This is a genomic window from Flagellimonas spongiicola (assembly GCF_023502425.1).
GTDB lineage: Bacteria > Bacteroidota > Bacteroidia > Flavobacteriales > Flavobacteriaceae > Flagellimonas > Flagellimonas spongiicola.
This window is the reverse complement of record NZ_JAMFMA010000002.1, coordinates 259,132-284,480: the sequence shown is the minus strand read 5'-3', so window position 1 is coordinate 284,480 and position 25,349 is coordinate 259,132. Positions and strand designations below refer to the sequence as shown.

The following is a 25,349-nucleotide window of genomic DNA, read 5'->3' as shown; positions in this document are numbered from 1 at the left end:
TAAGATATTTTTTTTGTAAAAATTTGTACATTAACCACTTTAAAATTAGTAAGATGACGAAGAAACACTACTTAACGATGATAGCGGTACTTATGTCGATGGGATTAAGTATGGCACAGGCGCAAAATCCTGAGTGCATGACCAATCTTTCCATTTACGCAGAACACGCAAAAGTTAAAAATTACGATGCCGCTTACGAGCCATGGAAAATGGTGTATGAGAGTTGTCCTGACATCAACAAGGCCAATTTCTCTTACGGGGAGAAAATCCTGTCCCACAAAATCAAGAATTCTTCTGGTGCGGATAAGGATGGTTACATCCAGGATTTGATGTCGTTATATGACAACAGTCTTAAGTATTTTCCAAACAAATTTGCAGTTGCAGATGTTGCTATAGACAAAGCACTATTGTCTTATGATAACAAAATGGCATCAGACGAGCAATTGTACGCTATGTTGGGTAAAGCATTTACAGAAGACAGAGCACACTTTAAAAACCCAAAAGCACTTTACCTGTACTTTTCTACATTGGTAGACCTACATGGGGCAGGTAAAAATGACCTTCAAGAAGTTTTTGATGTATATGATGATGTTACTGGAAAGGTAGAAGAAGAAAACAAAAAACTTACGGAGTCCTTAAGTAAATTATTGGAAAAAGAAGATGCTGGAACTGCTTTGACTTCCAAAGAGTCCAGAAGAAAGAGGGTGTATGAAACCAATTCTAAATCGTACGGTAAGATTGCTACCAGTATCGATTCAAAATTAGGGGCACTTGCAGATTGCGGCAACTTGATACCTTTATATGAAAAAAGTTATGAGGCCAAAAAAGGTGATGTAAATTGGGTGAAACGTGCTGTGGGAAGAATGTTCTCCAAAGAATGTACTGATGATCCAATGTTCCGGAAGCTTTTTGAAGCACAATTGGCGCTTGACCCATCCGCAGACGCATACATGTATGGCGGTGTGTTAAAGCAAAAAGCTGGAGACAACAAAGGTGCCATTGCTGATTTTAACAAAGCTGTGGAATTGGAAACTGATGCCTTTAAAAAATCCAACATCCTTTATAAAATTGCGACCACGGTTAGAAGAAGTAGCAAGTCCCAAGCTAGGAGTTATGCCCTTAAGGCCATTGATGCCAATCCATCTAACGGTAAAGCGTATTTGTTGATTGCCAACTTGTATGCAGGAAGTGCAAATGCCTGTGGTAGTACACCTTTTGAAAAAAGAGCAATCTATTGGAAGGCTGCCAACATGGCTAGAAAAGCAGGACGTGTTGATCCATCGTTAAGTGGAAGAGCAAGTAAGTCTGCCGCTAGTTATACAGAAAGAGCACCTTCAAAAGAGATGATATTCAGCTCTGGAATGGCAGGTAAAACTGTTACCTTCAGTTGCTGGGTTGGCGGAAGCGTAAAGGTGCCTAACCTATAAGGTGAAGAGAACATCCAAACATATTTTAAAGTGTTTTGCCACGGTTTTTACCGTGGCAATCCTTTTTATGTCCTGTAAGGATGACTATCAAAGGGTTGGGGAGGAAGCTGTAAAACCTGTATTTCCTCAAGGAATTGCCCAGAACTTTACCCTTACATATACAGAGACCCAAGAAGAAATGGGTACAGAGGATGAGGCAGATTCAAAGGTAATTGCCATTCTAACCAGTCCTATCACTGAGGACTACGATAATCAATCTTTTAAATTCCGTACCTTTCCTAAAGGGCTAAAGGTTGATGTTTACGATGATCAAGATCAGAAAAGTGTCATCACAGCAGATTATGGGATTGTATACTCACAAACCAATCTTATCGATTTGCAAGGCAATGTGGTGATATTAACCCATGACGGCAAGAAGTTGGAAACACCACAGTTGTTTTTTGATCGGAAGAACAATTGGATTTTTACGGAACAGGCGTTTACTTATACAAATCCTGAGGATGGCTCTGTTATGGACGGCGAAGGGATGGATTTCAACAAAGATTTCAGCTATCTAAAAGCACACAAGACCTTTGGTCTTATGACCATTAAAGAAAAAGAACTCAATGATTAAGATTTTAAAATACACCGAATATCTATACTTGGTAGTGGCTATACTGGCCATTTATAAAATAGCCACACTATGGTCCGTTAACCCAAAAGAAACCTATATTTTCATCTTTTTTGCGGTTGTTTCCATTGCCATGTTCCTGTTCAGAAGACGTTATCGTAAGCGTTTTGAGCAACGAAAAAAAAATAACCAACACTAAATTTGTTTGGACTACTCGCTTTTAATAATTGTACTGTCCTTACTGTTTTCCGCATTTTTTTCCGGAATGGAGATTGCTTTTGTCTCCGCCAACCGAATCCATATTGAAATAGAAAAAAAGCAAGAAGGGTTTTTTGCAAAAGTTTTGACTTGGCTCACGGAAAAGCCGTCCAAGTTCATTGCTACAATGCTTATTGGAAACAATATTGCTTTGGTGATTTATGGTATTTTAATGGGGGATTTGCTCATGGAGTGGTTTCAAACCGTTCTGCCATCAGAGAGCAATTTCGTTAATGCCTTACTCACGGATTTCAGTTTGTTGTCCAAGACGGTGATATCCACTTTTATTATTCTGATTACCGCAGAATTTCTTCCCAAGGTGTTATTTCAGATTTATTCGAATACCTTGCTTAAGGTTTTTGCTTTCCCAGCATATTTTTTCTATGTGCTGTTCTCATGGATTTCCTGGTTTGTTATCAAGGTATCGGATTTCGTTTTAAGAGTGTTTTTCAAAACAGAAGGAGATGAGGTGCAATTGGCCTTCACCAAATTGGAGTTGGGTGATTATATCACTGAGCAGATGGAAACCGTAGAGGAAGAAGACGAGGTGGATTCTGAGATACAGATATTTCAGAATGCCTTGGAGTTCTCAGCAGTCAAAGCACGTGAGGTTATGGTGCCAAGAACAGAGATTACAGCAGTGGAATTGGAGGAGACGCCAAAAAACCTCACCAAACTTTTTACAGAAACTGGGTATTCAAAAATTCTGGTCTACAAAGAAAATATTGACGAGATCATAGGTTATGTTCATTCCTATGAATTGTTTAAAAAGCCCAAAACCATTAAGAGTATTCTGCTTCCTGTTGAATTTGTCCCGGAAACCATGCTGATTCAGGATATTTTGAATGTATTGACCAAAAAGCGTAAAAGCATGGCGGTGGTTCTTGATGAATATGGAGGTACTTCTGGAATCATGACTGTTGAAGATATAATCGAAGAACTCTTCGGGGAAATTGAAGATGAACATGACAGTACAGATTTGCACGAAGAACAGCTTAGTGAGAATGTGTACAAGTTTTCAGCCCGTTTGGAAGTGGACTACATCAATGAGAATTATAAGCTGGAATTACCCGAAAGTGAGGAGTATGAAACATTGGGTGGTTTGATCATGAACGGCACCGGTGAAATACCAGAACAGGACGCAGAGGTCAAAATTGACAAATTCGAGTTCAAGATTTTGGAAGTGTCCAATACCAAAATCGATTTGGTAAGTGTCCACGTTCTGCCTGAAGATTAACAATTTCCATCCTTTTTTGGGCTTTCCTATTTGAAAAGAAAATGGTATTTTCGCCCACTGAAAATATAGAAAACAAGCAGTAAAATGGCAATATTAGAGAATATTAGGAAACGAACAACAGTGCTGATTTTGATTATCGGTATGGCTTTGTTCGCCTTTGTAATATCCGGAGTCTTCACCAGTAATGATTTTGCAGGAGGTGCTAAGATGGGTTCCGCAGTAGCTGAGGTAAATGGGGAGAGTATTTCCATCGATGATTTTAGAAAGGAAGTAGAAACTGCTTCAAGACGATTTGGTCCTTCTTTTTCTTCTACCCAGTTGGTAAATCAAGTGTATGATCAGCAGATCAGAAAAACCATTTTGGATCAACAATTCGAAGATTTGGGAATTGAAGTGGAAAGTGATCAGATCATTGATTTCGTGAGAACTTCAGGCTATGCGCAAATACCGGAATTCCAAGATGAAAATGGAATTTTCAATGCAGAGGTCTTCCGCAGTACTATTGCAGATTGGAGTGTAAATGATCCATTGCGTTACGATGCTTGGTTACAAGATGAGCAACGTATCATCCAATTGGCCAAAGAGCGTTTGTATTTCAATCTAATCAAAGGCGGTGTTGGTGCTACTTTGACAGAGGGTGAGTTCGATTATCAAATGGCCAATGAAAAAGTGGATATTCAATATGTAAGAGTGCCTTACAACTCTATTGCGGATAGTACCATTCAGGTTTCCAAAAGTGATATTCAAGCCTTTGTAAGCAATCATCAAGAAGACTTTAAGCAGGAAAAAGCCAGAGATATCCGTTTTGTGTATTTCGAGGAAAAGGCTTCTGCAGAAGATGAGAAGGCCGTAGAAGACGCCATAACTGCACTTTTGAGTGACACTGTGGAGTATGTTCAAGAATCCAACTCCACCGATACTATTCCTGGCTTTAGAAGTACTCAGGATATGGCAGCCTTCCTAGACCGTAATTCAGATACCAAATTCGATACCATTTATCAACCTAAAACGGCGTTGCCAGCAATAGCTGCTGATACTTTGATGGCGTTAGCTATTGGAGAAATCTATGGTCCTTATAGAGACGGTGACTTCTTTAGGGTAAGTAAGGTGATGGACAAGAAACCAGAAGGGTCCGTTAAATCCAGTCATATTCTTTTTGCATACGAAGGTGCGCAACGTGCTGGTGCAAATGTTACAAGAACCAAAGAGGAAGCTGAGGCTGCTGCAAATGACATGTTAGCGGAGGCACGAAAAGCAGATGCTAATTTTGCAACATTGGCACGAGAAAATTCTGATGATCCAACTGCCGTACAACGATCAGGGGATATAGGATATTACACCCAAGCCGACATAGGTTTGGCAGAAAATTATAGAAACTTCTTGTTTGAACATGATTTGGAAGAAATCGGTATGGTAGAAACACCATTTGGATTCCACATCATTAAAATTGATGACAAACAAGATTTGGTTCAGGTAGCTACCTTGTCTCGTGAAGTAGCACCTTCAGAAGAAACCATCAACACCTTGTTTACAGATGCCACTAAGTTTGAAATGGCAAGTATTGATGCAGAACCTGAGAACTTTGGAACTATAGCAGCAGAAAGTAGCTACACTACAAGACCGGTAAACAGAATTAAAGAGATGGACGAGAACCTTCCTGGACTGTCCTCTCAGCGTGGTATAGTACAATGGGCGTTCAATGATGACACTGAAGTAGGTGATATCAAGCGATTCAATGTGAACAACGGGTATGCTGTTGTGCAATTGGTAAAGAAATACAAGGAAGGATTGATGTCCCCAGAGGATGCATCCACCGCAGCGTTGCCAAGAATCAGAAAGGAACTAAAAGCTGAGCAAATCATCGCGGCCAACCAGAACAAAAGCATGGAAGCGATTGCTTCCGATAATAGTGTTGCTCAGTCCAATGCTTCTGCCCTGACTATGAAGTCACCTACCTTACCAGGTGCAGGTAGAGAGCCATTGGTAGTAGGAAACGCATTTGCGTTAGGTCAAGATGGCACTTCAGATTTGATTAAAGGTGAAACGGGAGTATTCAAAATCAAGGTGACCAAAAGGGAAGTTGCTCCTAATGTAGATAACTTCAGTACGTATGCAAATACCTTGCGAACCAACGCCGCTAACCGCGTTAACGGTGAAGTTTTCAATGCCTTAAAAGAAGGTGCTGAAATAGAGGATAAGCGCGCTACTTTTTACTAGTAGTAGTTATACGATAAAATGAAAAGCCACCTTTTAGGTGGCTTTTTTTGGTTTTGAAAATTGACGGACTAATTGGTTCCTATATGAGCATTGTAGTTCAATGAGGAGCAAATGGATATCGGCTTGTTATCTTTCCTGGCAAACTTGAGTTTTCCCGACGTAAGTAATTCAGGTCCATTTAGAATTCTATAATCCCCTGTTCTTTTTAAATTTCTGGCTAAAGCTCTGCCAATGGTAATTTCATTGGAATCTTCTCTGGCTTGCTTACCATTCAATTCTAAAATTATTGGATTATTGTTAGGCAAGTAGTCGCCTAGATTTAAACTGTCCAAATGGCCAACATGAGTGAAATCAATACCATCAATTGATAAAAAATCTTTCTTGCTATAGATGAAAGGCCTAGTAAATAAAATAACCACCTCAGGACCTTCAATACAGCTGCTTTTTTTTGAAGTTCCTCGTATACAACTGGTAATTGCTATTGGAATAATGATAAACCAAGAGACTTTCTTAATGATAGAAAGCCGCTTTAAAAGCGGCTTTCCTTTTTTGATTAATTGCATAGGTCAATAAACAAGGTCAATATTTCGCCAGTCATTATCGCCTGATGCTGTTCCTGTTTCGCCTGCCGCGGCAGGACCACCAAAAGTATATATCTCATCCTGAGATATTTCCAATTCTGATGCTGGAACAGGGTACATTGTGGGTGATCCAGCTTGCAACATATCATGTCTTCTCATAAACCACCATTCAACACAAATTCCTGAAGCTAAATCCAGTTCAATTGAAACTTCATATAACAACGCATTAAGCACATTGGGGCCTGCGGCAGTAGTTGATTGGTTTCCTACGGTCCCTCTGGGTGAGGAATCGAGTACTGCAACCGCTGCATCGTAATTTCCCAATCTATAATGGCATTCTGCGATGATGTACTGCATTTCAGCAGCAGCCATTATATTGGTAGGCAGTCCCGTTTGATTTTGGTCGTTACCGTTATAAAACTTTTTAGTTCTATAACTCGAGAACAAATATCGTCCACGGGATGCTCGTAAAAAACCAAACAACTCGCCTACATATTCGTAATATTCCTCAAATCTTGGATCCCCATTGTCTATGGCAGGATCTAAAATAATTGTTTCATCAGTGGGGTAATCAGTATCATAAGTAGGGTCTACTAAATGAGGAATTTTTTGATCGGAAGGCATATACCCAGCCCCATCACTTAACAAGAACAAGGACCAATCTTGCAAATTGTTGAAAAAAACAGATTCTGTAGCTTCTGGACTAAAATCTTCACTAATACCATTACTAGCATAATTTATAATGGCATTATAGTCTAAACTTGATGCTTCCGTGTTCGTTCTTGGTAGACCAATGGAAAGCCTTGCTAAATAGCTATTCGCTAATTGCTCGAACATCATTTCATCTAAGATTTGACCTCCAGGATACACTTGGTATGTAAATTCTGCAACTGATTGAGCCAATTGCAGACCTTTTTCGATATTGTCAACGCCAGCCTCAAATACTTCCTGGTATGTGGAAAATTCCAAAGCACCAGGGTCGGTATCTGGATTAACAATATATGCCTTATCGTAAATTAATGCTAAGTAACCTTGGGCAACACCTTTATCAAAATAAGCGGCTGCCAATTCTTGATCGGTTAAGTCTACTTCATCTACGATTACTTGGCCGTCATTATTTTCAATGTTGTCAATGACGATGTTGGCATTGTTGATGACAGAGTTAAAACCATTCCATGGTCCACCAGCTTGAAGACCAAGGTCGTCATTTGCAGTTGAATTTATGACTTGTCTTCTAGGTTGGTCACAAAAATCCCAAAATCCCCTGAATGCATTGGTTGTAGAAAACTGATCTGCCAAGGCTCTAAAATAAATACCTTGAAACTCAATTTGGTTGTCAAATAAAGCTGAATGATTTGAGATATTAAAATTTTGGAAATCGGTTGCATTAGCCAAAACACGTTCAGCATCTGCTTGATTGTTGTTTGGAATATTGAATTCCTCTTGCGAACATGACAAGATGGTCATTGTAATTAAAAAACAAACTATTTTTCGCATGATATATTTTTAAAAAGTTATCTGAATAGAAGCGGCGTAGGTTCTAAAATTTGGAAAAGAGAACTCGTCCATTCTAAAGATTGGACTGCCACTTAACGCCACTTCAGGATCATATCCGGAGTAATCTGTCCATGTGTATAGATTTCTTCCAGATAGGGTAAATTGAACATTATCTATTGGGATTTTAGGCCCAAAGACGTTTTTATCCAAGGTATAGGTCAATGAAACTTCACGTAATTTGGTAAAACTTGCATCTTCCACGAAATAATCGATTGGAGCTGCACCATTATATATGGTAGAGCTAGCGTTGGCATAAGATGATTGTTGACCAGCTGCACCAAAGTCATCCAAATCAGCATGTCGATCATTGAAATACAAAAACTGTCGAGTATAATTATACACATCGCCACCTGATTGAATATCGATTAAGGTGTATAATCTTAGATTTTTATAGGTAAAAGTGTTGCGAATACCCATAATGAAATCTGGGTTGGTATCACCAATAAAATCAACTGCGAGTTGATTGGTATCTGCATCCCATTTTCGAATAGCTTGTTCACCACCTGCATTTACTAATCCTGGTTGATCTTCGTTTGCCGTTACGATCACGTGCCCGAATTCGTTAACAGAAAAATCAGTTAAAGGTAGATTCAGACCTTCATTGATAACGAGCCCATTTTCTACTGTTAATTCATCCAGAGATTTCACAAGTTGATTCCCGTACATTGCGCCATAAGGTTGACCTGGTTCAACTCTAAATACATTAACAGCTGGATCAGCATCCAATTGCACATCACTTCCACCTGCAGCAAATCCTTGGATTACTCTATTAAACGGTGCTACATCGCCTAAGCTAACGACTGTGTTTTCTACCGTAGCAAAAGTCACACCCGTGTCCCATGTAAAATTCTCTGATTGTATTGGTGTGCCACTTAGAGAAACTTCAATTGCTTCATATGCCGTTTCTGCCACATTTTGTACCTGAACGGCACCTGGAACAGCACCTGAAAGTGGAACGGTTAATAAGGCATCTTCTGTTTTGGAATCAGCATAAGTAAAACTGAGTAATAACTTATTGAAAAGTCCAATATCCGTTCCTACTTCTAACTCGCTTATTGTAGGTGATTGTAAGTCAGGATTTCCAATTTGTAGTGGAGTTATACCTGTCTGACTTACATTGAAAGTTTCAAAAATATCACCAAAAGATGGTCGAAGTCCGGCAGTACCATAGGAACCTCTAAATTTAAATTCATCCAGCCATTCCAATTTTAAATCTTCGCCTAGACGATAAGCAAATGAGCCTCTCCAAAAAATCTGATCTCTATTGTCTTCTCCAAAAAGTGAACTACGATCTTGTCGTACAAAACCTCCTAAGATCAATTTTTCTTTCCAGTCAAAATCGGCAGTTAAGAATACGTTTTGTGTTTTTTCACGAAAAGAACCAGAGCCAATTAAAATGTTTTCTGTTCCTTGTTGAAGATTAGTCACCCCCTCAGTAAGAAAATTTGAGCTTTGTGCTCTTTTAAAGGAGGATTTTATGTCTTCGAATAAATATCTTAACGAGCTTTTAAAATTAAAATCTTCCCCAATAGAAGTGTTGTAGTTCAGCTGGGCATAAGAGTTGTTGCGAACATAATCACCGTCTATATCAAAAATAAATCCGTTGTCGGTATTGGCATTGAATTGAGATCCCGAAACATATCCTTTTGGAAAGAAGTTAATAAAACGATTGCGCCCTCTATCTGTAGATACTTGGGTTTCTAGAACCAAATCATCTGTTATACTATATTTTCCTGTTACAGAGGATATCATACGTGTGTTTACATTGTCAAACCTTTGATTTGAAACTACGTATAAAGGATTTTGATATTCGTTGATAAAACCATTACCATCATAAAAGGGAATAAAATTTCCGTCTTCATCTTTTTGATCTAAACGTACAGTAGGATTTGCCGTAAGTAAATTGAAAAATACATTGTCCCCTTGTCCTTGCTGGGTAACCTCTGTACCTGTTTGGCGTACTAAGTAGTTGGTTAATTCCAATTTGAATTTATTTGTCAAGTTCAAATCTAGATTTAACCTTGCATTTTGCCTTTTAAATGGGTCTAATCCTCTTAAAATGCCTTGTACTTCTGTTTGTTCCGCTGAAATGAAATAATTGACTTTTTCCATGTTCTGGGATACACTTACACCAATTTGACTGTAAGGTTGCGAAGAGATGAATTCTTCTACATTGTTGATTAAGGTTCCAGGCCATGGGTTGTCAAAGATTCCATCTGGATCAGCAACAATACTGCCACTCGTTTCGTCAAAATTCCCTTGTGCATCCAAAAGACGATCATGGTTCCTTGCCAATGGATAATCATTTTGGGTTTCCGAGAATCCATTTTCAAACCTCAATTTAACTTGTGGTTTGTCTGTTTTACCTCTTTTTGTAATTATTTGGATTACTCCGTTTCCTGCTAAAGAACCATATAGGGAAGAGGCTGCGGCACCTTTTACTACTTCGATAGAAGCAATGTCCTGAGTGCTGATTTGATTTAAATTTCCTTGGGTAATGATACCATCAACAATAATTAGTGGATTGGAATTACCTTCAATTGAACTAGCTCCTCTCAGGATAACAGCTGATTGTCTTAATGGATTTCCGCCTCCTCTCACAATCTGGGCTCCTGCAACTTTTCCAATCAGTGCAGATGCTGCATCTGGAGTTGGCACGGTTTGGACACCTGATGGATTCACGGTTTCCACTTTAAATGCTAATTTCCGTTGTGATGTCCCTTGGGCAACACCAGTTAAAATAACTTCATCCAATGCTTGGGTATCTTCCTCTAAACCCACGTTTATTACCGAAGCTGATCCCACGGTTCTTTGAATAGGTTTTTGACCGATGTAACTATAACGTAACACTTGTCCGACATTAGCTATAATGGAGTAGTTTCCATCGAAATCGGTCTGCGTTCCGGTAGTAGTGCCCATTACCACAACTGAAACCCCAGGTAAGGGCAGACCATTTTGGTCGGTTACGGTACCCGACACTGTTTTTTCTTGAGCTTGTGTGTACATGCACATGCACGCGAACACAAACATCAACCATAGATTTTTAAATTTCATATTTAAATGTTTGAGTTAGTAAGTGCAATCACACGAGCAGGAGGAAAACATAAATTCGTAGGCTAATTCAACAATCCTCCAGACAAATCCTTCAAATGAGAAAATTTCACTCCTGTCGTGAGGATCGCGCAGCAAATGAAATGAAAGAAAGCCCCGTCTTTGTTAATGCTTAAAAACCTTTACACAATTCCCGATATGGATTTACTGGCGGGAAGGGCTAAGTTTTCTTTGCGGTGAAAATTGGATTTATAGATGGAATTTTGGCTTGTAGATATTCCGTAGGAGTTGTATTTGTTACTTTTTTGAAGGCATTGTAGAACGAAACCCGATTGTTGAAACCCGATTGATATGCAACTTCCGAAATTGATTGAACATCGTTTTCTTGATTTCCTTCTAGTAAACGTTTTGCTTCCTCTACTCGATAAGCATTCACATAATCAAAAAAATTCAAGCCGTAATTTTCATTGATTACTTGAGAGGCATGGTGTCTTGATATGTTCAAAAGTTCCGCAATATCATCTAGTCTTAATTCTTGACTTAAGTATGGTTTTCTTGTCTGCATAAGCATATCCAATTTGTGCTTTAACTCTTCTGAAAAAGCTTTAGAAAGCCCAGTTTTCCCATACTTGCTGGGTTGGTTTTTGGTGTTGAGCTTACGGCTTGTTCCCTTTTTACCGGAATCTGGATAACGAGTGGTCCAAATGAAAAAAACTATACATAGAAAAATTGCAAAAGTGAGCAGTGTATTTAGTTTGAGAAAAATAGAACTCGATTTATTGATCCATAAGAGAAAGGTGAAAAACGAATTATAGGAAAGTAACATGGTAAACAGAAAAATCAGTTTTAGCCTATTCTGGCTGTTTGCCTTATTTCTGCCCAATACCATGGCGATTAAAACAAATTGAAAACAAAAAAACAGCAGTAAATATTCCCAAGACAGCATAAAAATCTCGTTTAACAGATTTGGACAGTGCCAAATTGTTAAAACTTAGAAGGAAATGTAGCTTTAAATTGATGAATGCCCTTTTTGGATTTACGAATGATGAAAATTCAAGAATCCATGGCTAATTTTGAGATCAATAGGTCGTCGTTAGCTACTATTGCCCTAAAATCATTTCTGAATATCGCAAAATTGTCGAGTAGCCTTTATTTCTAAAGTAGTCGTGGTAAGTTTCAGGACCGGTAACTAATACAAAATCCCCGCCCCATGCACCGAGACTTTTTATTTCACCTGGATAATCACCGAACAATTGAGACTTAACAGTTGGCTCAGCCAGTACTTTAGAAAGTAGTTCTTCGTGTACCGTCATCAATTCTTCAAATTCTGAAAGCTGGGAACATGTAATCATTTGTGAGGTGATTGATGCAATTGTTTCTACGAGATGCGATTTGTTTGTTTTGGTGTTTCGATACTTTACAATTGCCTCCCTACTGTTTCTTTTCTGGTTTAAATAAACAAAGAAAAACTGGTCTTTAAAGACAGGGTTGAAATCCACCAGTTCCACTTCTGGACCATCAGGTCCAAGTTTGTAATTCAATGGCTGATTATGTTGAGCACATGCTATGTCATAGCCACTGCCGCCAAATGTTAGCCCTAGCAACTTGTAAGCATCCACTTTGGCCCAGTTTGCAATACTATTGATTAAGGTAGATGAGGTTCCCAATCCCCAATCTTTTGGGAAAGTCAGATGCGTTTCTATAGATAATCCTTTTTCCGAGGTCAAGAAATCCGGGTTTAAAACTTTACATGATCTCAGAATTTGCTGGAGCATCTCGGTGGTTTGGTCAGCTTGATTTAGGACAACTTCAAGACTTGGCAAATCAAATTGTGATTCGAACCATTGCTTCCCGTTGGCGTTAAAACTCTTCCAGTGCAGCAGGCCAGTATCAGTGGCTTTAAGTTGTAATGATTGGCCATACTTCGTAGGCAGTGCCAGTCCTTTCGCTCCGTCCAGAATGGCATATTCGCCAGAGATCAATAGCTTGCCATTACTGTAAAACTCGTGTTGCATTATTGAGACTGGATTTTGTCCAATGCTTCTTTTACGGAGGCATTGGTTACTGTATGGTCCTTAAAATACGTAATGAGTTGTTTCTTCTCATCCTCATTGGCACCCATCTGATTCAGCATATTCAGCAAGTGCATTTTCATATGCCCTTTCTGGATTCCGGTAGTTACCAATGAGCGTAATGCGGCAAAATTTTGCGCTAAACCAGCGACTGCAACTATCTGCATTAATTCCTTTGCGGTAGGATTATCCAAGATTTCCAAAGCCAATTTTACCATTGGATGAAGTGATGTAAGACCTCCAACTGTCCCCAAGGCCAATGGAATTTCTGTCCAAAAGTAAAAGACATCATTTTCTATTTTCGCATGGGTCAAACTAGAATAATGGCCATCCTTAGTGGCATAGGCGTGAACGCCTGCTTCAATAGCTCTAAAATCATTTCCCGTAGCCAAGATAACCGCATCAATACCATTCATTACGCCTTTGTTGTGCGTTACTGCGCGGTGGGGTTCCACTTTGGCAATTTCAATTGCTCTTACGATTTTTTCGGCGAATTCCTTTCCACTTATGCCTCGTTCCTGAATTGCTGAAACCGGGCAACTTACCTCAGCCCTTACCAAACAATTGGGAACGTAATTGGAAAGAATACTCATTACCACCTCAATTTCCGCTTCTTCCGCATTAAATCTTGAATACGTTTTCGCCTCTGATTTCAGGGTCTTCGCAAACTGTTCCAGACATGAATTGATGAAATTGGCACCCATGGCATCCAGGGTCTCAAAAGTGCAATGCAGTTGGTAGTAACCTTTAAGCTTATCGTCAAGACTGCGAAGTTCGATGTCATTGATACCGCCCCCACGTTTTTCCATGTTTTTGGTAATGGAAGCGACGCTGGAAAGGAGCTTGGTCTTAACTTGGGTAAAGAAATCCTTTAGCTTCTGTTCTTCCCCATAAAACATAAAATGTACTTGCCCCACTTTCTCCGTGCCCAGGATTTCCGTTTTGAATCCGCCGTGATCCAACCAGAATTTTGCAGCTTTACTTGCCGCTGCAACCACGGAACTTTCCTCAATTACCATGGGAATTACACGGAATTTTCCGTTGATAAGGAAATTTGGAGCTACTGCAAAAGGAAGATAGTAGTTGCTTAGGGTATTCTCTATGAATTCGTCGTGAATTTTTTGTACTTGTGGGTCCTCGTTCCAATACCGTTCCAATACCTTTTTTGAGGCTTCAGGGTTTTTAGTGCAGTGTGTTGCCAACCAATTGATTTTTTCAGTCTTGGAAAGCTTGGAAAATCCTTCAACAGGAGTATTCATGGTGCGTGGTTAAAGGCCTCAAATATACGTATTATGTCATTTTGGGTCGTTTTTTGAAGGAAATCAAATCAAATAGCTGTTAGAAGTATAACAGCAATGTTCATAAATTGATAAAATATTAGTAAACTTGATGGTTTTTAATCAATTTCTAACATACATGGGAAACAAGTTCCTAATTTACCTATTCGCACTCGGATTTTTAACCCTATCCCAAGCCCAGAAAAAGAAAATTACATTAGAAGAAATTTGGAGAGGTTCATTTAGAACCGAATACATGGATGCCCTACGCTCCATGAAGAATGGGGAAGATTATACCATTCTAAATTATGACCGATCTTCAGGAACCAGTAGTCTTGATAAATACAATTACCAAACTTCCGAAAAGTTGGAAACCATTGTGGCATCCGGTGGTTCGGTACCTTATTTTAGTTCCTATGAATTCAGCGGGGATGAATCACAAATAATCCTTGCAACTGAAATTGAACCCATATTTAGGCATTCAAGATTAGGAATTTATTATGTGTACGATGTGGCAACCAAGAATATTACCAAGATTTCGGATGTTAAGATTCAAGAGCCATCACTTTCGCCTGACGGAGCCAAGGTGGCCTATGTGTACGATAACAATATTTATACTTTGGATATTGCTTCCAAAACCACTAAACAAATTACTTCTGATGGTAACAAGGGAACCATAATCAATGGCATAACGGATTGGGTATATGAGGAAGAGTTTGCGTTTGTTAGGGCATTTGCATGGAACAGCGATGGAAGCAAAATCGCTTTTTTAAGATTTGATGAAACCAATGTGCCGCATTTTTCAATGGATGTCTTTGGGGAAAACCTTTACCCTTTTCAATATGAATTTAAATACCCAAAGGCAGGAGAGGAAAATGCCAGTGTGAGTCTACATATGTACGATGTTGCTTCTGGGAACACCTCAGATGTTGATTTGGGTGATACATACTATATTCCAAGAATCAAATGGAAGCATAATCCGAATGAGTTAAGTGTACAGACCATTAATAGGCATCAAAACCATTTGAAGATGTATACCGTGGATGCTACAAATAATGCGGTTTCCTTGTTGTTGGAAGATACGGATGCAGCTTACGTGGACATTACGGATGATTTGACTTTTCTGGACGACGATAGTTTCATCTGGACAAGTGAAAGAGATGGATATAACCATATTTACTGGTATGCGAAAGATGGCCAATTGAAAAACCAGGTTACGAAGGGGCCTTGGGATGTAACCCGTTATTATGGTTATGATAGTAAGCGAAAAAAAATCTATTACCAATCCGTAGAGAATGGTTCTATTAAAAGGGATGTGTACAGCATCAGTACAAATGGGAAGAAGAAAAAAAGACTTTCTACCAAAGAGGGCACCAATTCAGCAGCCTTTAGTGCCGATTTTTCATACTTCATTAATACGTACTCAAGTGCAACAACTCCTTATGAATTTAGCTTGCATCAAGCAGCTGATGGTAAGTTATTGAAGGAAATAGTAAACAACAGTGCCTTGCTGCAAAAACTTGCGGGGTATGACATGAATCCAAAGGAATTCTCAACAATTGAAATCAATGGAAATGATTTGAATATGTATATAATCAAACCTTCCAATTTTGACCCAAATAAGAAATATCCGCTGTTAATGTTCCAATATAGCGGTCCTGGTTCTCAACGGGTTAGTGACAGATGGTTGAACGGCAATGATTATTGGCATCAACTATTGGCCTCTGAAGGTTATATCATAGCTTGTGTTGATGGTCGTGGGACTGGCTACAAAGGGCGTGATTTCAAAAAGGTCACCTATATGAATTTGGTTAAATATGAGACCGAAGACCAAATAGCGGCGGCTAAAAAATTATCGGAATTACCCTTTGTAGATGAAACTCGGACAGGAATTTGGGGATGGAGTTATGGAGGTCATATGAGTACCAATTGTTTGCTGAAAGGCAATGATACTTTTGAAATGGCCATTGCAGTTGCTCCGGTAACCTCATGGCGTTTTTATGATACGATTTATACCGAGCGCTTTATGCGTACTCCTGCAGAGAACCCTTCTGGGTACGATGACAATTCCCCATTTAATTACCCGGAATTGTTAAAAGGTAAATATTTAATGGTACATGGTTCTGGGGATGATAACGTTCATGTACAAAATTCCATGCGCATGATTGAAGCCTTGGTGCAAGCCAATAAGGATTTTGATTGGGCCATTTACCCTGATAAAAACCATGGTATTTATGGGGGGAACACGAGGTTGCATCTGTTTAGTAAGATGACCAAGTTCGTGAAGGAAAACTTGTAACCAAATTAATCTAATATATGTCAGATATTGTTAAACCGGCCAGTGAGAAGCAGATTTTAGGGCATCCGCAAGGCTTATTCTACCTGTTCTTTGCGGAGCTATGGGAGCGTTTCAGTTTTTATGGGATGCGTGCCTTGCTTACGCTTTACATGGTCAATGTGGTTTTTGAAGCTTTATCCTCAAGAGATTATGCTGCTGCCGCTGTATATGCCTCTTATGGATCATTGGTTTATGCATCCACTGTAATCGGCGGTAAAATATCAGATTCCATCTTGGGAATGCGTTCCTCTATTTTCCTGGGAGGAATATTAATGGCTTTGGGGCATTTTGTCCTCGCCATTGAGAACAACATTGCCTTCTTTTTGGCATTGGCCTTCATCATTGTCGGTAACGGATTCTTCAAACCCAATATTTCCACTTTTGTGGGAACGCTTTACAAAGATGGTGACCCTCGTAAGGATTCAGGATTTACCATTTTTTACATGGGGATCAATATAGGTGGATTTATTTCACCATTACTCTGTGGATGGTTAGGTCAAGCCTATGGTTGGCATTATGGATTTGGACTCGCAGGTATTGGAATGTTAACTGGACTGTTGTTTTTCTGGAGCGGGATTAAAAAGAACGTTTTCGGGGATGGTGGGAAACCACCAAGCGTAGAAGTTTACGAAAGAAAGGTGCTTGGAATTCCCCAAAAACACTTGATTCCAATCTTGGCATTCTTCTCTGCACCCTTGATAGCTTTTCTTCTTTACTCCTATAAATCTTTGGGAGAAGCTGGAACTGCTTTCGCAGACACAAATATCGTAAACTTGTTGTTTTATTTGGTGGGTATTGCAGTGCTGATATATATGGGGACAATTATGGTCAAATCAACTATGGATGAACGTAAGAAGCTCTTTATGGCCTTATTGATTACCTTCTTCATGACCATTTTCTGGGGCTTCCATGAGTTGCATGGCAGCGTTATTACGCTTTTTGCGGCTAGGAATGTAAACCTATCATTGATTAATGCTAGTCAGACCAATGCGCTAAATTCGATGTTCATTGTAATTCTATCGATACCAATTTCGATAATGTGGACGTACATGGCGAAAAAGAAAATCAACCCTAGAACTCCATACAAGTTTGGAATGGGATTGCTTCTTGCAGGTTTGGCCTTTTACGTAGTTTCCCTAAGTGGAGGAAGTGCAGATGAAAATGGGATGGTTCCTTTTTCTTATTTGTTAATGTTGTATTTCTTGATTTCTATAGGTGAATTGTTTATGTCACCTGTGGGTCTTTCAAAAATCACTGACTTATCACCCAAGCGGATTGTTGCCTTTATGATGGGTGTTTGGTTCCTTTCATCGGCCTATGCATTCCAAATCGTAGGATTTATTTCCAAGCAACTAGCAATTGAAAGTGATGACAGTAATGTAGGGGGGTTAGATACCTTGAACATCTATTTAGATGGATTTAGCCTAATTGCTAAATACGCATTAGTTGCTGGTGTTGTTGTATTGTTATTCGGACCATTGATGAAGCGATTAATGGGCAAGGTTCATTGACCTTTCATTGATACAAAAGATAAATATCCCTTTTCACTCGTATTGTGGAAAGGGATTCTTTTTTTTTGACAGCTTTCTTTCCATCGCCTTATTGAACTTTTGTAATTACTTCCATCAGCTATAACCAATTTGGGATGTAGCTGCTCCAACAATCTATCCAAATGGATTTTGGGCGAATACGTAAGCATTAGGTAATCTGCTTGTTCAGGATAGATTGCCAAACTATCCATTACATAAAGTGAACGATTATTGAATAAATAGGTATTACCAATGGGATGGTATAAAATAGTATCAAGGTGTTCGGCTATCGCAAAATCTTTGATCCAAGTGATTTCATTTTTTGGCTGGCCGGCATAGATGTTAAGATTGCTGCCTTTTTGATGAAGTACAATGGAGTTTTTAGTTTGATGTCCTACAATGAGTTGCTCTTCATTTTGCACTAGTAATAAAAAGCTAATACCATGGATGTGAAATCCAATAATGGCAATTGCCACCAACCCCCATCTTTTAAAATTCCCATTGGATAGCGCATTGACCAGTGCTATAACAAGAATATATCCCAAGACCATTTGAAATGCGTCAAAAGAGATATTTCTAAAAATAAAACCTTCTTGTTGGGCGATCCATGAAACTAGGGAGTTCATTTGACGGATAAGAAAATCATAAGCAATGACCAGATGTTGTGGAACTAGTTCCAGTAGGGACAGTACAATGGTCAGTATCCCCATTCCCAATAAAATGCCTAAAAAAGGAACAATAAGGAGATTGGAAACAAAAAACAGTGCCGGAAATTGATGAAAGTAAAATAAGCTAAGTGGTAAAACACCAAGCTGTGCTGAAATACTAACGGAGAGTAACTGCCAACTTTTACGAATAAACCAATTTTCGGGATACCAGAATCGCTGTAGTTTGGGGTAAATCCATATAATGGCAAAAACAGCAGCGTAACTCATTTGGAATCCAACTTGAAATAAAAACAGGGGATGAATCAACAAAATAAAGAACATGGATAGTCCTAAAATGTTGAACGAGTTTGCTGGTCGGTTTAAATACATAGCATATGCGAAGAAAGAAAACATGGTAACAGCACGCACTATACTTGGAGAAAGGCCGGCAACAAATGCATAGCTCCATAATAGAAGAATGAGCAGTATTAATTTAATGGATTTTCCTTTTGGAATATATTCCAAGGGAGATAATAGGAATTCCAAAAGCAATAACAGAATACCTACATGCAGTCCAGAAACGGCCAAGATATGAATGGCTCCTGCATCTTTGTAATCGTCAAACGTATTGGTGGATATTGCATCCCTTTTACCTAATATCAAGGCTTGAATCACACTGAATTCATCGCTTCCAAATTTTTGCTTTTCGAGTTTTGAAATGATATGATCTCGAAGCTCAATGGCAAAGCCATACAAGGTACGGGTTGGTCGGTCTTTAATCCGAAGTTGGCCTTCATTTTTGGCCCTGAACTGATATTCAATACCATTTTTGGCCAAGAAGCCTTTGTAATCAAAAGTGTGCGGATTTCGAGGGGGTGGAATTTCTTCCAGTCTACCAATGAATACAATTTCATCATCTACAATAACCGTCGACCCTGAATGATTCCCGGTAAGGTTTAAGACAACCTTGCCTTTTGTTGGTTTTCCGTTTTGAAATTGAATATTGGCTATAAAACGTTTGGAATATGGCGTTGGTTTTAATGCCTCGATAACCTTGAGATCCCAAAACTGGGTTGTATCCATATTTGTGACTTTAATTGTGTTGGTTGTGGAAAGCCCAGTCACAAACACGCCTACTGCCGTAACAATCAATATGGCCAATAGCTCAAAATATGGAGGTCCTTGTTTAGTACGTCTTTTGGAAGCCAGATAGAAAAAGGGGAGAAGGGATAGTATAAAGATCAATGCGGGATTTGGAGGAATGTTTAAATAGAAACCACCCACTATACCTGTTATAAGGCATATGGTCAATTGAATTGACACGAAATTGAATTGTTGCATTACAATATCCTCATGGCCTTCACAAAGGCATGGTTCCAATAGCCTTCCCTAAGCGAGGAAACTATGACACCACGTGAGGTTGTAGCGTGAATGAATTTAATTTCGTTTTTAGTTACATCGACCACAAGTCCAACGTGGTTAATGCGCTTTCTGCTTTTGCCTGTATTGAAGAACAACAGATCGCCTTTTTCCACTTGGCCAACTTTTATGCGTTTGCCACGTTCCGCCATTTGATAGGAAACTCTTGGGAAAACGATATCATTTTCCTGTAAGGAAACAAATACCAGTCCGGAACAATCCATGCCTTTTCGAGTGGTACCACCAAATTTATATCGGGTCCCGGCAAATGTCATGGCTGTAGAAATAATTCGTTCAGCTTTCGCGTTCTTGCGATCTTCTTTTTTGGATTTTTTTGGAGGTGGTGATTCTTCAGGAGAAGCTTCCACTGTCACGGTCCGTGTTTTACTATAGGTTCTTTTCTTTTTGGCTCCGCAACCAATAAGAAGAAAAAGGACCATTATGCCTAATGCTCTTGTTAACATTTAAGTAGGTTTAAGACTTGAGGTCATAAATTAAGCATTTTCAACAATTAATTTAGCTGCCAATTGACTTGCGCCTGTTCCGCCTAGTTTTTTTCGAAGCGTTTCATAGTCCTCCAAAATCTGATTTCTTGAAGTGCCTTCAATGATTTTACTTAGTTCGATTTTTAAGTTGTTAGTATTCAAGTCATTCTGAATGAGCTCTTTGACTACTTCTTTGTCCATAATCAAATTCACCAAGGAGATAAAATCCAAGGTGATTATTCGTTTTGCTATTTGATACGATATCCAATTTCCTTTATAGCAAACCACTTGAGGGACATTAAAAAGTGCGGTTTCCAAAGTAGCAGTACCACTAGTGACCAAGGCAGCGTGTGCGTAGTTCAATAAAGCATAGGTTTGATTGGAAACATAGCCCACTTGTCCTTGTTCTAGATAGGATTTGTAGAAATCATCTGGTAAGCTTGGTGCGCCTGCAATCACAAATTGATATTCTGGATAGTCCCTGCAAATGGACAACATGATGGATAGCATTTTTTGCACTTCCTGTTTTCTGCTCCCGGGTAGTAAGGCTATAATGGGTTTGGATGTATCCAACCCGTTTTTGGATCTAAAGTTGTCTCCATCTTGGATAGGAGTATTCTCAATGGCATCAATTAAAGGGTGACCAACAAAATGCACGGGATACCCATGTTTTTCTTCATAAAACTCCTTTTCAAAAGGTAGGATTACGTGCATTTGGTCAATATCTCTTTTGATTTTCTTTATTCTTCCTTCGCGAGAGGCCCAAATCTGTGGTGAAATGTAGTAATTGGTTTTGTAGCCATTTTGTTTGGCCCATTTGGCGATACGCAAATTAAATCCAGAAAAATCAATGAATACGATTACATGGGGTTCAAACTTTTCAATATCAGCTTTGCAGAAGGCGATATTCTTGAAAATGGTGGGGATGTTCTTTATGACTTCCAAGAAGCCCATAAAGGCCATGTCCTTATAATGTTTGGCCAACTCCCCGCCAGCTTTTTCCATCAAATCCCCTCCCCAACATCTAATTTGGGCTGAACTATCTTCTTTTTTTATAGCCTTGATTAGATTGGAACCATGGAGGTCTCCAGAAGCTTCACCCGCAATGATGTAATATTTCATGGGATAGATAGGAATTGATGGTCCATCATATTAATTGAAAAATTTATAGTACATGATCACCAAGGCAGTAAGCAAGGTGGCGACCATAACCCCACGTGCCCTGTGGTCGCGTTTTAAGCGCAAAAAGCCAAAAAAAGCAACCAGATTAAGGATGGCGCCCAAAGCCAGCAAACTACCAACATGACCTTGCGTTACAGCAGCATTGAAGGTGTCTACAATTCCTAAATCCGAAAAAAGTAAGATATAACCTAGGGTTCCCAACGAATTGGCAATCACGCCAACAGCAAAACCAATTAAGACTTCTTTTCTATTATTCATTCAAATTCCAATTATTGATTTGCCCAATGGCATGGTGTGCGGTTAAATCAAATTCTGTGGGAACAACGGAAACATAACCATTCGCAAGTGCCCATTCATCCGTGTCTTCACCTTTGTCCAGCAGTTCAAATACGCCAGATAACCAATAATAATCTTTACCTGTAGGACTGGTACGTTTGTCAAATTGCTCCTTCCAATTGGCGCGTGCCTGACGGCAAACTTTTATTCCTTTTGGTTCGGAATCGGTTTTGGGAAAATTGACATTGAGTACCGTCCCTCTTGGGATTCCGTGTTCCAAGGCTTCCTTAACAATTTTTCTTACCGCCTTGGTAGTGTATTGAAAATCAGCCTCCCAAGAATAATCACATAACGAAAACCCAATGGCCGGAATGCCTTCAATACCTGCTTCTATGGCTGCGCTCATAGTACCGGAATAAATGACATTTATAGAAGAATTGGAACCGTGATTGATTCCGCTGACACAGATATCGGGCTTTCTGTCAAGTAATTCTTGCAGCGCCAATTTTACACAATCTGCTGGTGTGCCACTACAACTATACTCTAATGGTGCACCTTCATTTTGGTCAATGACCACTTGCTTGGAGTACAAGGTGCTATCTATTGTAATCGCATGACCCATGCCGGATTGAGGACTGTCAGGTGCTACAACCACAACTTCGCCTATTTCTTTCATCACCTTGATCAAGGAGCGTAATCCAGGTGCGGTGATTCCATCATCATTGGTAACCAAAATGAGCGGTTTTTTCATTTTGTATAATTAATAGAGTAAAAATACGTTTTTCATTAGGATATGAAACTCTAGGTGTTTAACAAAAAATTAAAAGGAGGCCTCCATTGTGGCACGGTTTTTTCTGTATCTTAGGGAATTCATACTAGTAGAAACTGTGGATGAAGTGATGATTATTTGGTTGGATGACCAACGAGTTTCGTTCCCAATTAAACAACCTTATTTATGAAAAGGAAATTTACCTTGGCACTTATGGTAATTCTGGTTGCGGTAGCATCCTGTAGTTTTACCAACAAATCGTTTGAGAATGATGATAAGGATAAGCTGCTATTAGACTTGATCACCTACGTTCTTGAGAGAGGTCATTATGAACCTAAAAACTTGAATGATAATTTCTCATCAAATGTCTTTGACGATTTCATCGATATTTTAGATCCTACCAAACGCTATTTTTTGGCCAGCGACATTAGGGAATTTGAAAAGTATCGTTTTCAAATTGATGATGAAATCAAGAATACGGATATTACCTTCTTCAATATAGTTTACCAACGTTTGATGAAACGTATGGATGAGGCCAAGGATATCTACAAGGAAGTATTGGCGCAGCCTTTCGATTATTCCGTGCAAGAAACCATCAATATCGATTATTCGGAGCAAGATTATGCTTCCAATCGAAAACAATTAAAAGATCGATGGAGGAAACAACTTAAATACAACACACTTTCTGTTTTTGATGGAAAAATAGAAAACAGTATCACTGATTCTGGCGATACCAAAACTAATGTAGCTGATTTGACTTATGCTTCGCTACCTTCTCTTGTGAACAAAACACAGTTGGAAGAAGAAGCGCGTGAAAATACGCAGTCCACTTTGGATGAATTTTTCGATTTTGTGGACGACCTGGAGCGCAAGGACTGGTTTGTACAATACATCAATACAATTGTAGATGAATTTGATCCGCATACCCTTTATTTTGCTCCAGAAGAAAAAGAGCGTTTTGATATTGGTATGTCTGGAAAATTTGAAGGTATTGGTGCGCGATTGCAAAAACGTCCAGAAGGTGCTCGGATTATAGAGATTATTTCAGGTGGACCTGTTTGGAGAGAGCAGAGTCTGGAAGTTGGGGATGAAATCCTAAAGGTGGGTCAAGATGGCGGAGAACCAACCGATATAGTTGGTATGCGCTTGGAAGATGCTATTAAGATGATCAAAGGCCCTAAGGGAACTACAGTAGATTTGACTATAAGAAGAGTTGATGGTACCATAGAAGTAATCTCGATTACGCGTGATGTAGTGGTAATGGAAGAATCGTTTGCCAAATCCGCTACCGTTGAAAAAGAAACGCATAAATATGGCTTGATCAACCTTCCCAAGTTCTATGTGGATTTTGAAGATTATACCGAAAGAAACGCAGCTACAGATGTGGCTAAGGAAGTAGACCGCTTAAAAGAAGCAGGAGTTGAAGGAATTGTCCTGGATTTAAGAGACAATGGTGGTGGTTCATTGAAGACTGTTGTGGAAATGGCAGGACTATTTATAAAAGATGGCCCGATTGTACAAGTTAGGTCTTCTGGTCAGCGCAAGGAAGTTCATGAGGATAAGGACGAGCGCATCCAATGGGATGGTCCGTTGGTAATCATGGTAAATGAATTATCCGCGTCCGCCTCTGAGATTTTAGCAGCAGCCATGCAGGATTATAAACGTGCCGTGGTAATCGGAAGTAAACAAACGTTTGGAAAGGGTACGGTTCAGAATGTTATTCCACTTGATAATATTGTTCGAAGTAATGAGCATGGAGATTTGGGGGCGATTAAATTAACCACCCAAAAATTCTACAGAATCAATGGTGGTTCTACCCAATTAGAAGGTGTAAAGAGTGATATTGTTGTTCCGGATCGTTACAGCTATATCGACTTAGGAGAAAGGGATCAATCCAATCCACTTGGTTGGGATAAGATTTCACCTGCGGATTACGAAATATGGGATGGCTACATCGATTTTGAAACTGCGGTTTCCAATAGTAAAAAGAGAATGGAGGACAACCCTCAAATCAAATTGATTGAAGAAAATGCAAAATGGTTGAAGGAGCAGCAAGACGAGGTAATGGTTTCCTTGAGTTATGATGATTATAAAATTAGGGACCAAGAAGTTCAAAAACGTTCCGATCATTTCAAAAGTTTAAGAGAATATGATTCTAAACTAACTTTTGAATCCTTGAAATATGAAACAGAGTTATTTACTCAAGATCCGGTGCTTCGCGAAAAAAGAAACCGCTGGCATAAAAGTTTAGCTCGGGATATTTATGTGGAAGAGGCGATTAATGTGTTAAGAGATCTTCAATTGAATAATATCAAAAGCAGTGAAAGAAAGTTGGCAAGCGTGAAGGGCTAATAACTTTCTTGTTAAAATACAAGCCGACTTCTTTAGGAGTCGGCTTTTTTTGTTTGTAATCCTAA

At 39.2% G+C, this 25,349-nt stretch carries 19 protein-coding genes; 8 read left to right on the top strand and 11 right to left on the bottom strand.

Annotation, left to right across the window (positions count from 1 at the left end; all coding sequences use genetic code 11):
- Positions 1 to 53: 53 nt before the first annotated feature.
- The 5 genes from M3P19_RS07455 (at position 54) to M3P19_RS07435 (ending at position 5,749) form a co-directional block, all read left to right on the top strand.
- Positions 54 to 1,427: a tetratricopeptide repeat protein gene (locus M3P19_RS07455; protein ID WP_249657029.1), complete on the top strand. Its 1,374-nt coding sequence runs from the start codon at positions 54 to 56 to the stop codon at positions 1,425 to 1,427.
- 1 nt (position 1,428) lies between these two features.
- Positions 1,429 to 2,040 (top strand): LPS export ABC transporter periplasmic protein LptC, encoded by a 612-nt coding sequence (lptC, locus tag M3P19_RS07450; protein ID WP_249657028.1) that lies wholly within the window; start codon positions 1,429 to 1,431, stop codon positions 2,038 to 2,040.
- Positions 2,033 to 2,236, top strand: coding sequence for a hypothetical protein (locus M3P19_RS07445; protein ID WP_249657027.1), 204 nt, complete (start codon positions 2,033 to 2,035; stop codon positions 2,234 to 2,236). Before lptC ends, M3P19_RS07445 begins: the two co-directional genes overlap by 8 nt.
- Positions 2,237 to 2,242: 6 nt before the next feature.
- Entirely contained in the window at positions 2,243 to 3,532 is a 1,290-nt protein-coding gene (locus tag M3P19_RS07440; RefSeq protein ID WP_249657026.1) for a hemolysin family protein, read from the top strand.
- A gap of 84 nt (positions 3,533 to 3,616) precedes the next feature.
- Complete coding sequence (locus M3P19_RS07435) at positions 3,617 to 5,749, top strand: peptidylprolyl isomerase (RefSeq protein WP_249657025.1); 2,133 nt, start codon at positions 3,617 to 3,619, stop codon at positions 5,747 to 5,749.
- Between the two features lie 68 nt (positions 5,750 to 5,817).
- Here the strand turns inward: M3P19_RS07435 and M3P19_RS07430 are convergent, their stop codons facing one another.
- The 6 genes from M3P19_RS07430 to M3P19_RS07405 all read right to left on the bottom strand — a co-directional run bounded on the left by M3P19_RS07430 (position 5,818) and on the right by M3P19_RS07405 (position 14,269).
- Entirely contained in the window at positions 5,818 to 6,312 is a 495-nt protein-coding gene (locus tag M3P19_RS07430) for a hypothetical protein (RefSeq protein ID WP_249657024.1), read from the bottom strand.
- 3 nt (positions 6,313 to 6,315) lie between these two features.
- Positions 6,316 to 7,827, bottom strand: a complete 1,512-nt coding sequence (locus M3P19_RS07425; RefSeq protein ID WP_249657023.1) for a RagB/SusD family nutrient uptake outer membrane protein — start codon at positions 7,825 to 7,827, stop codon at positions 6,316 to 6,318.
- Between the two features lie 9 nt (positions 7,828 to 7,836).
- Complete coding sequence (locus tag M3P19_RS07420; RefSeq protein ID WP_249657022.1) at positions 7,837 to 10,941, bottom strand: SusC/RagA family TonB-linked outer membrane protein; 3,105 nt, start codon at positions 10,939 to 10,941, stop codon at positions 7,837 to 7,839.
- Between the two features lie 217 nt (positions 10,942 to 11,158).
- Positions 11,159 to 11,503, bottom strand: coding sequence for a helix-turn-helix domain-containing protein (locus tag M3P19_RS07415; protein ID WP_249657021.1), 345 nt, complete (start codon positions 11,501 to 11,503; stop codon positions 11,159 to 11,161).
- 535 nt (positions 11,504 to 12,038) lie between these two features.
- On the bottom strand, positions 12,039 to 12,953 hold the full coding sequence (locus tag M3P19_RS07410; RefSeq protein ID WP_249657020.1) for a GYDIA family GHMP kinase: 915 nt from the start codon (positions 12,951 to 12,953) through the stop codon (positions 12,039 to 12,041).
- Positions 12,953 to 14,269, bottom strand: a complete 1,317-nt coding sequence (locus M3P19_RS07405) for a hydroxymethylglutaryl-CoA reductase, degradative (RefSeq protein WP_249657019.1) — start codon at positions 14,267 to 14,269, stop codon at positions 12,953 to 12,955. Before M3P19_RS07405 ends, M3P19_RS07410 begins: the two co-directional genes overlap by 1 nt.
- A gap of 157 nt (positions 14,270 to 14,426) precedes the next feature.
- On the opposite strand from M3P19_RS07405, the gene M3P19_RS07400 reads away from it, so the two are divergent.
- Positions 14,427 to 16,586, top strand: a complete 2,160-nt coding sequence (locus M3P19_RS07400) for a S9 family peptidase (RefSeq protein ID WP_249657018.1) — start codon at positions 14,427 to 14,429, stop codon at positions 16,584 to 16,586.
- Between the two features lie 17 nt (positions 16,587 to 16,603).
- Positions 16,604 to 18,136: a peptide MFS transporter gene (locus M3P19_RS07395; protein WP_249657017.1), complete on the top strand. Its 1,533-nt coding sequence runs from the start codon at positions 16,604 to 16,606 to the stop codon at positions 18,134 to 18,136.
- On the opposite strand, the gene M3P19_RS07390 is transcribed toward M3P19_RS07395, so the two are convergent.
- Genes M3P19_RS07390 through surE form a run of 5 tightly spaced genes read right to left on the bottom strand, consistent with a single transcriptional unit; the run spans position 18,130 to position 22,914 of the window.
- Positions 18,130 to 20,124, bottom strand: coding sequence for a ComEC/Rec2 family competence protein (locus tag M3P19_RS07390; protein ID WP_249657016.1), 1,995 nt, complete (start codon positions 20,122 to 20,124; stop codon positions 18,130 to 18,132). The two genes, M3P19_RS07395 and M3P19_RS07390, sit on opposite strands and share 7 nt — an antisense overlap.
- 17 nt (positions 20,125 to 20,141) lie before the next feature.
- Complete coding sequence (locus M3P19_RS07385; RefSeq protein ID WP_249657015.1) at positions 20,142 to 20,684, bottom strand: C40 family peptidase; 543 nt, start codon at positions 20,682 to 20,684, stop codon at positions 20,142 to 20,144.
- 30 nt (positions 20,685 to 20,714) lie between these two features.
- Entirely contained in the window at positions 20,715 to 21,827 is a 1,113-nt protein-coding gene (lpxB, locus tag M3P19_RS07380) for a lipid-A-disaccharide synthase (RefSeq protein ID WP_249657014.1), read from the bottom strand.
- A gap of 30 nt (positions 21,828 to 21,857) precedes the next feature.
- Positions 21,858 to 22,145 (bottom strand): hypothetical protein, encoded by a 288-nt coding sequence (locus M3P19_RS07375; protein WP_249657013.1) that lies wholly within the window; start codon positions 22,143 to 22,145, stop codon positions 21,858 to 21,860.
- Positions 22,138 to 22,914 (bottom strand): 5'/3'-nucleotidase SurE, encoded by a 777-nt coding sequence (surE, locus tag M3P19_RS07370; protein ID WP_249657012.1) that lies wholly within the window; start codon positions 22,912 to 22,914, stop codon positions 22,138 to 22,140. Before surE ends, M3P19_RS07375 begins: the two co-directional genes overlap by 8 nt.
- Before the next feature lie 204 nt (positions 22,915 to 23,118).
- Between surE and M3P19_RS07365 the strand changes: the two genes are divergently transcribed.
- Positions 23,119 to 25,284, top strand: a complete 2,166-nt coding sequence (locus M3P19_RS07365) for a carboxy terminal-processing peptidase (RefSeq protein WP_249657011.1) — start codon at positions 23,119 to 23,121, stop codon at positions 25,282 to 25,284.
- The last annotated feature ends 65 nt before the right edge of the window (positions 25,285 to 25,349 follow it).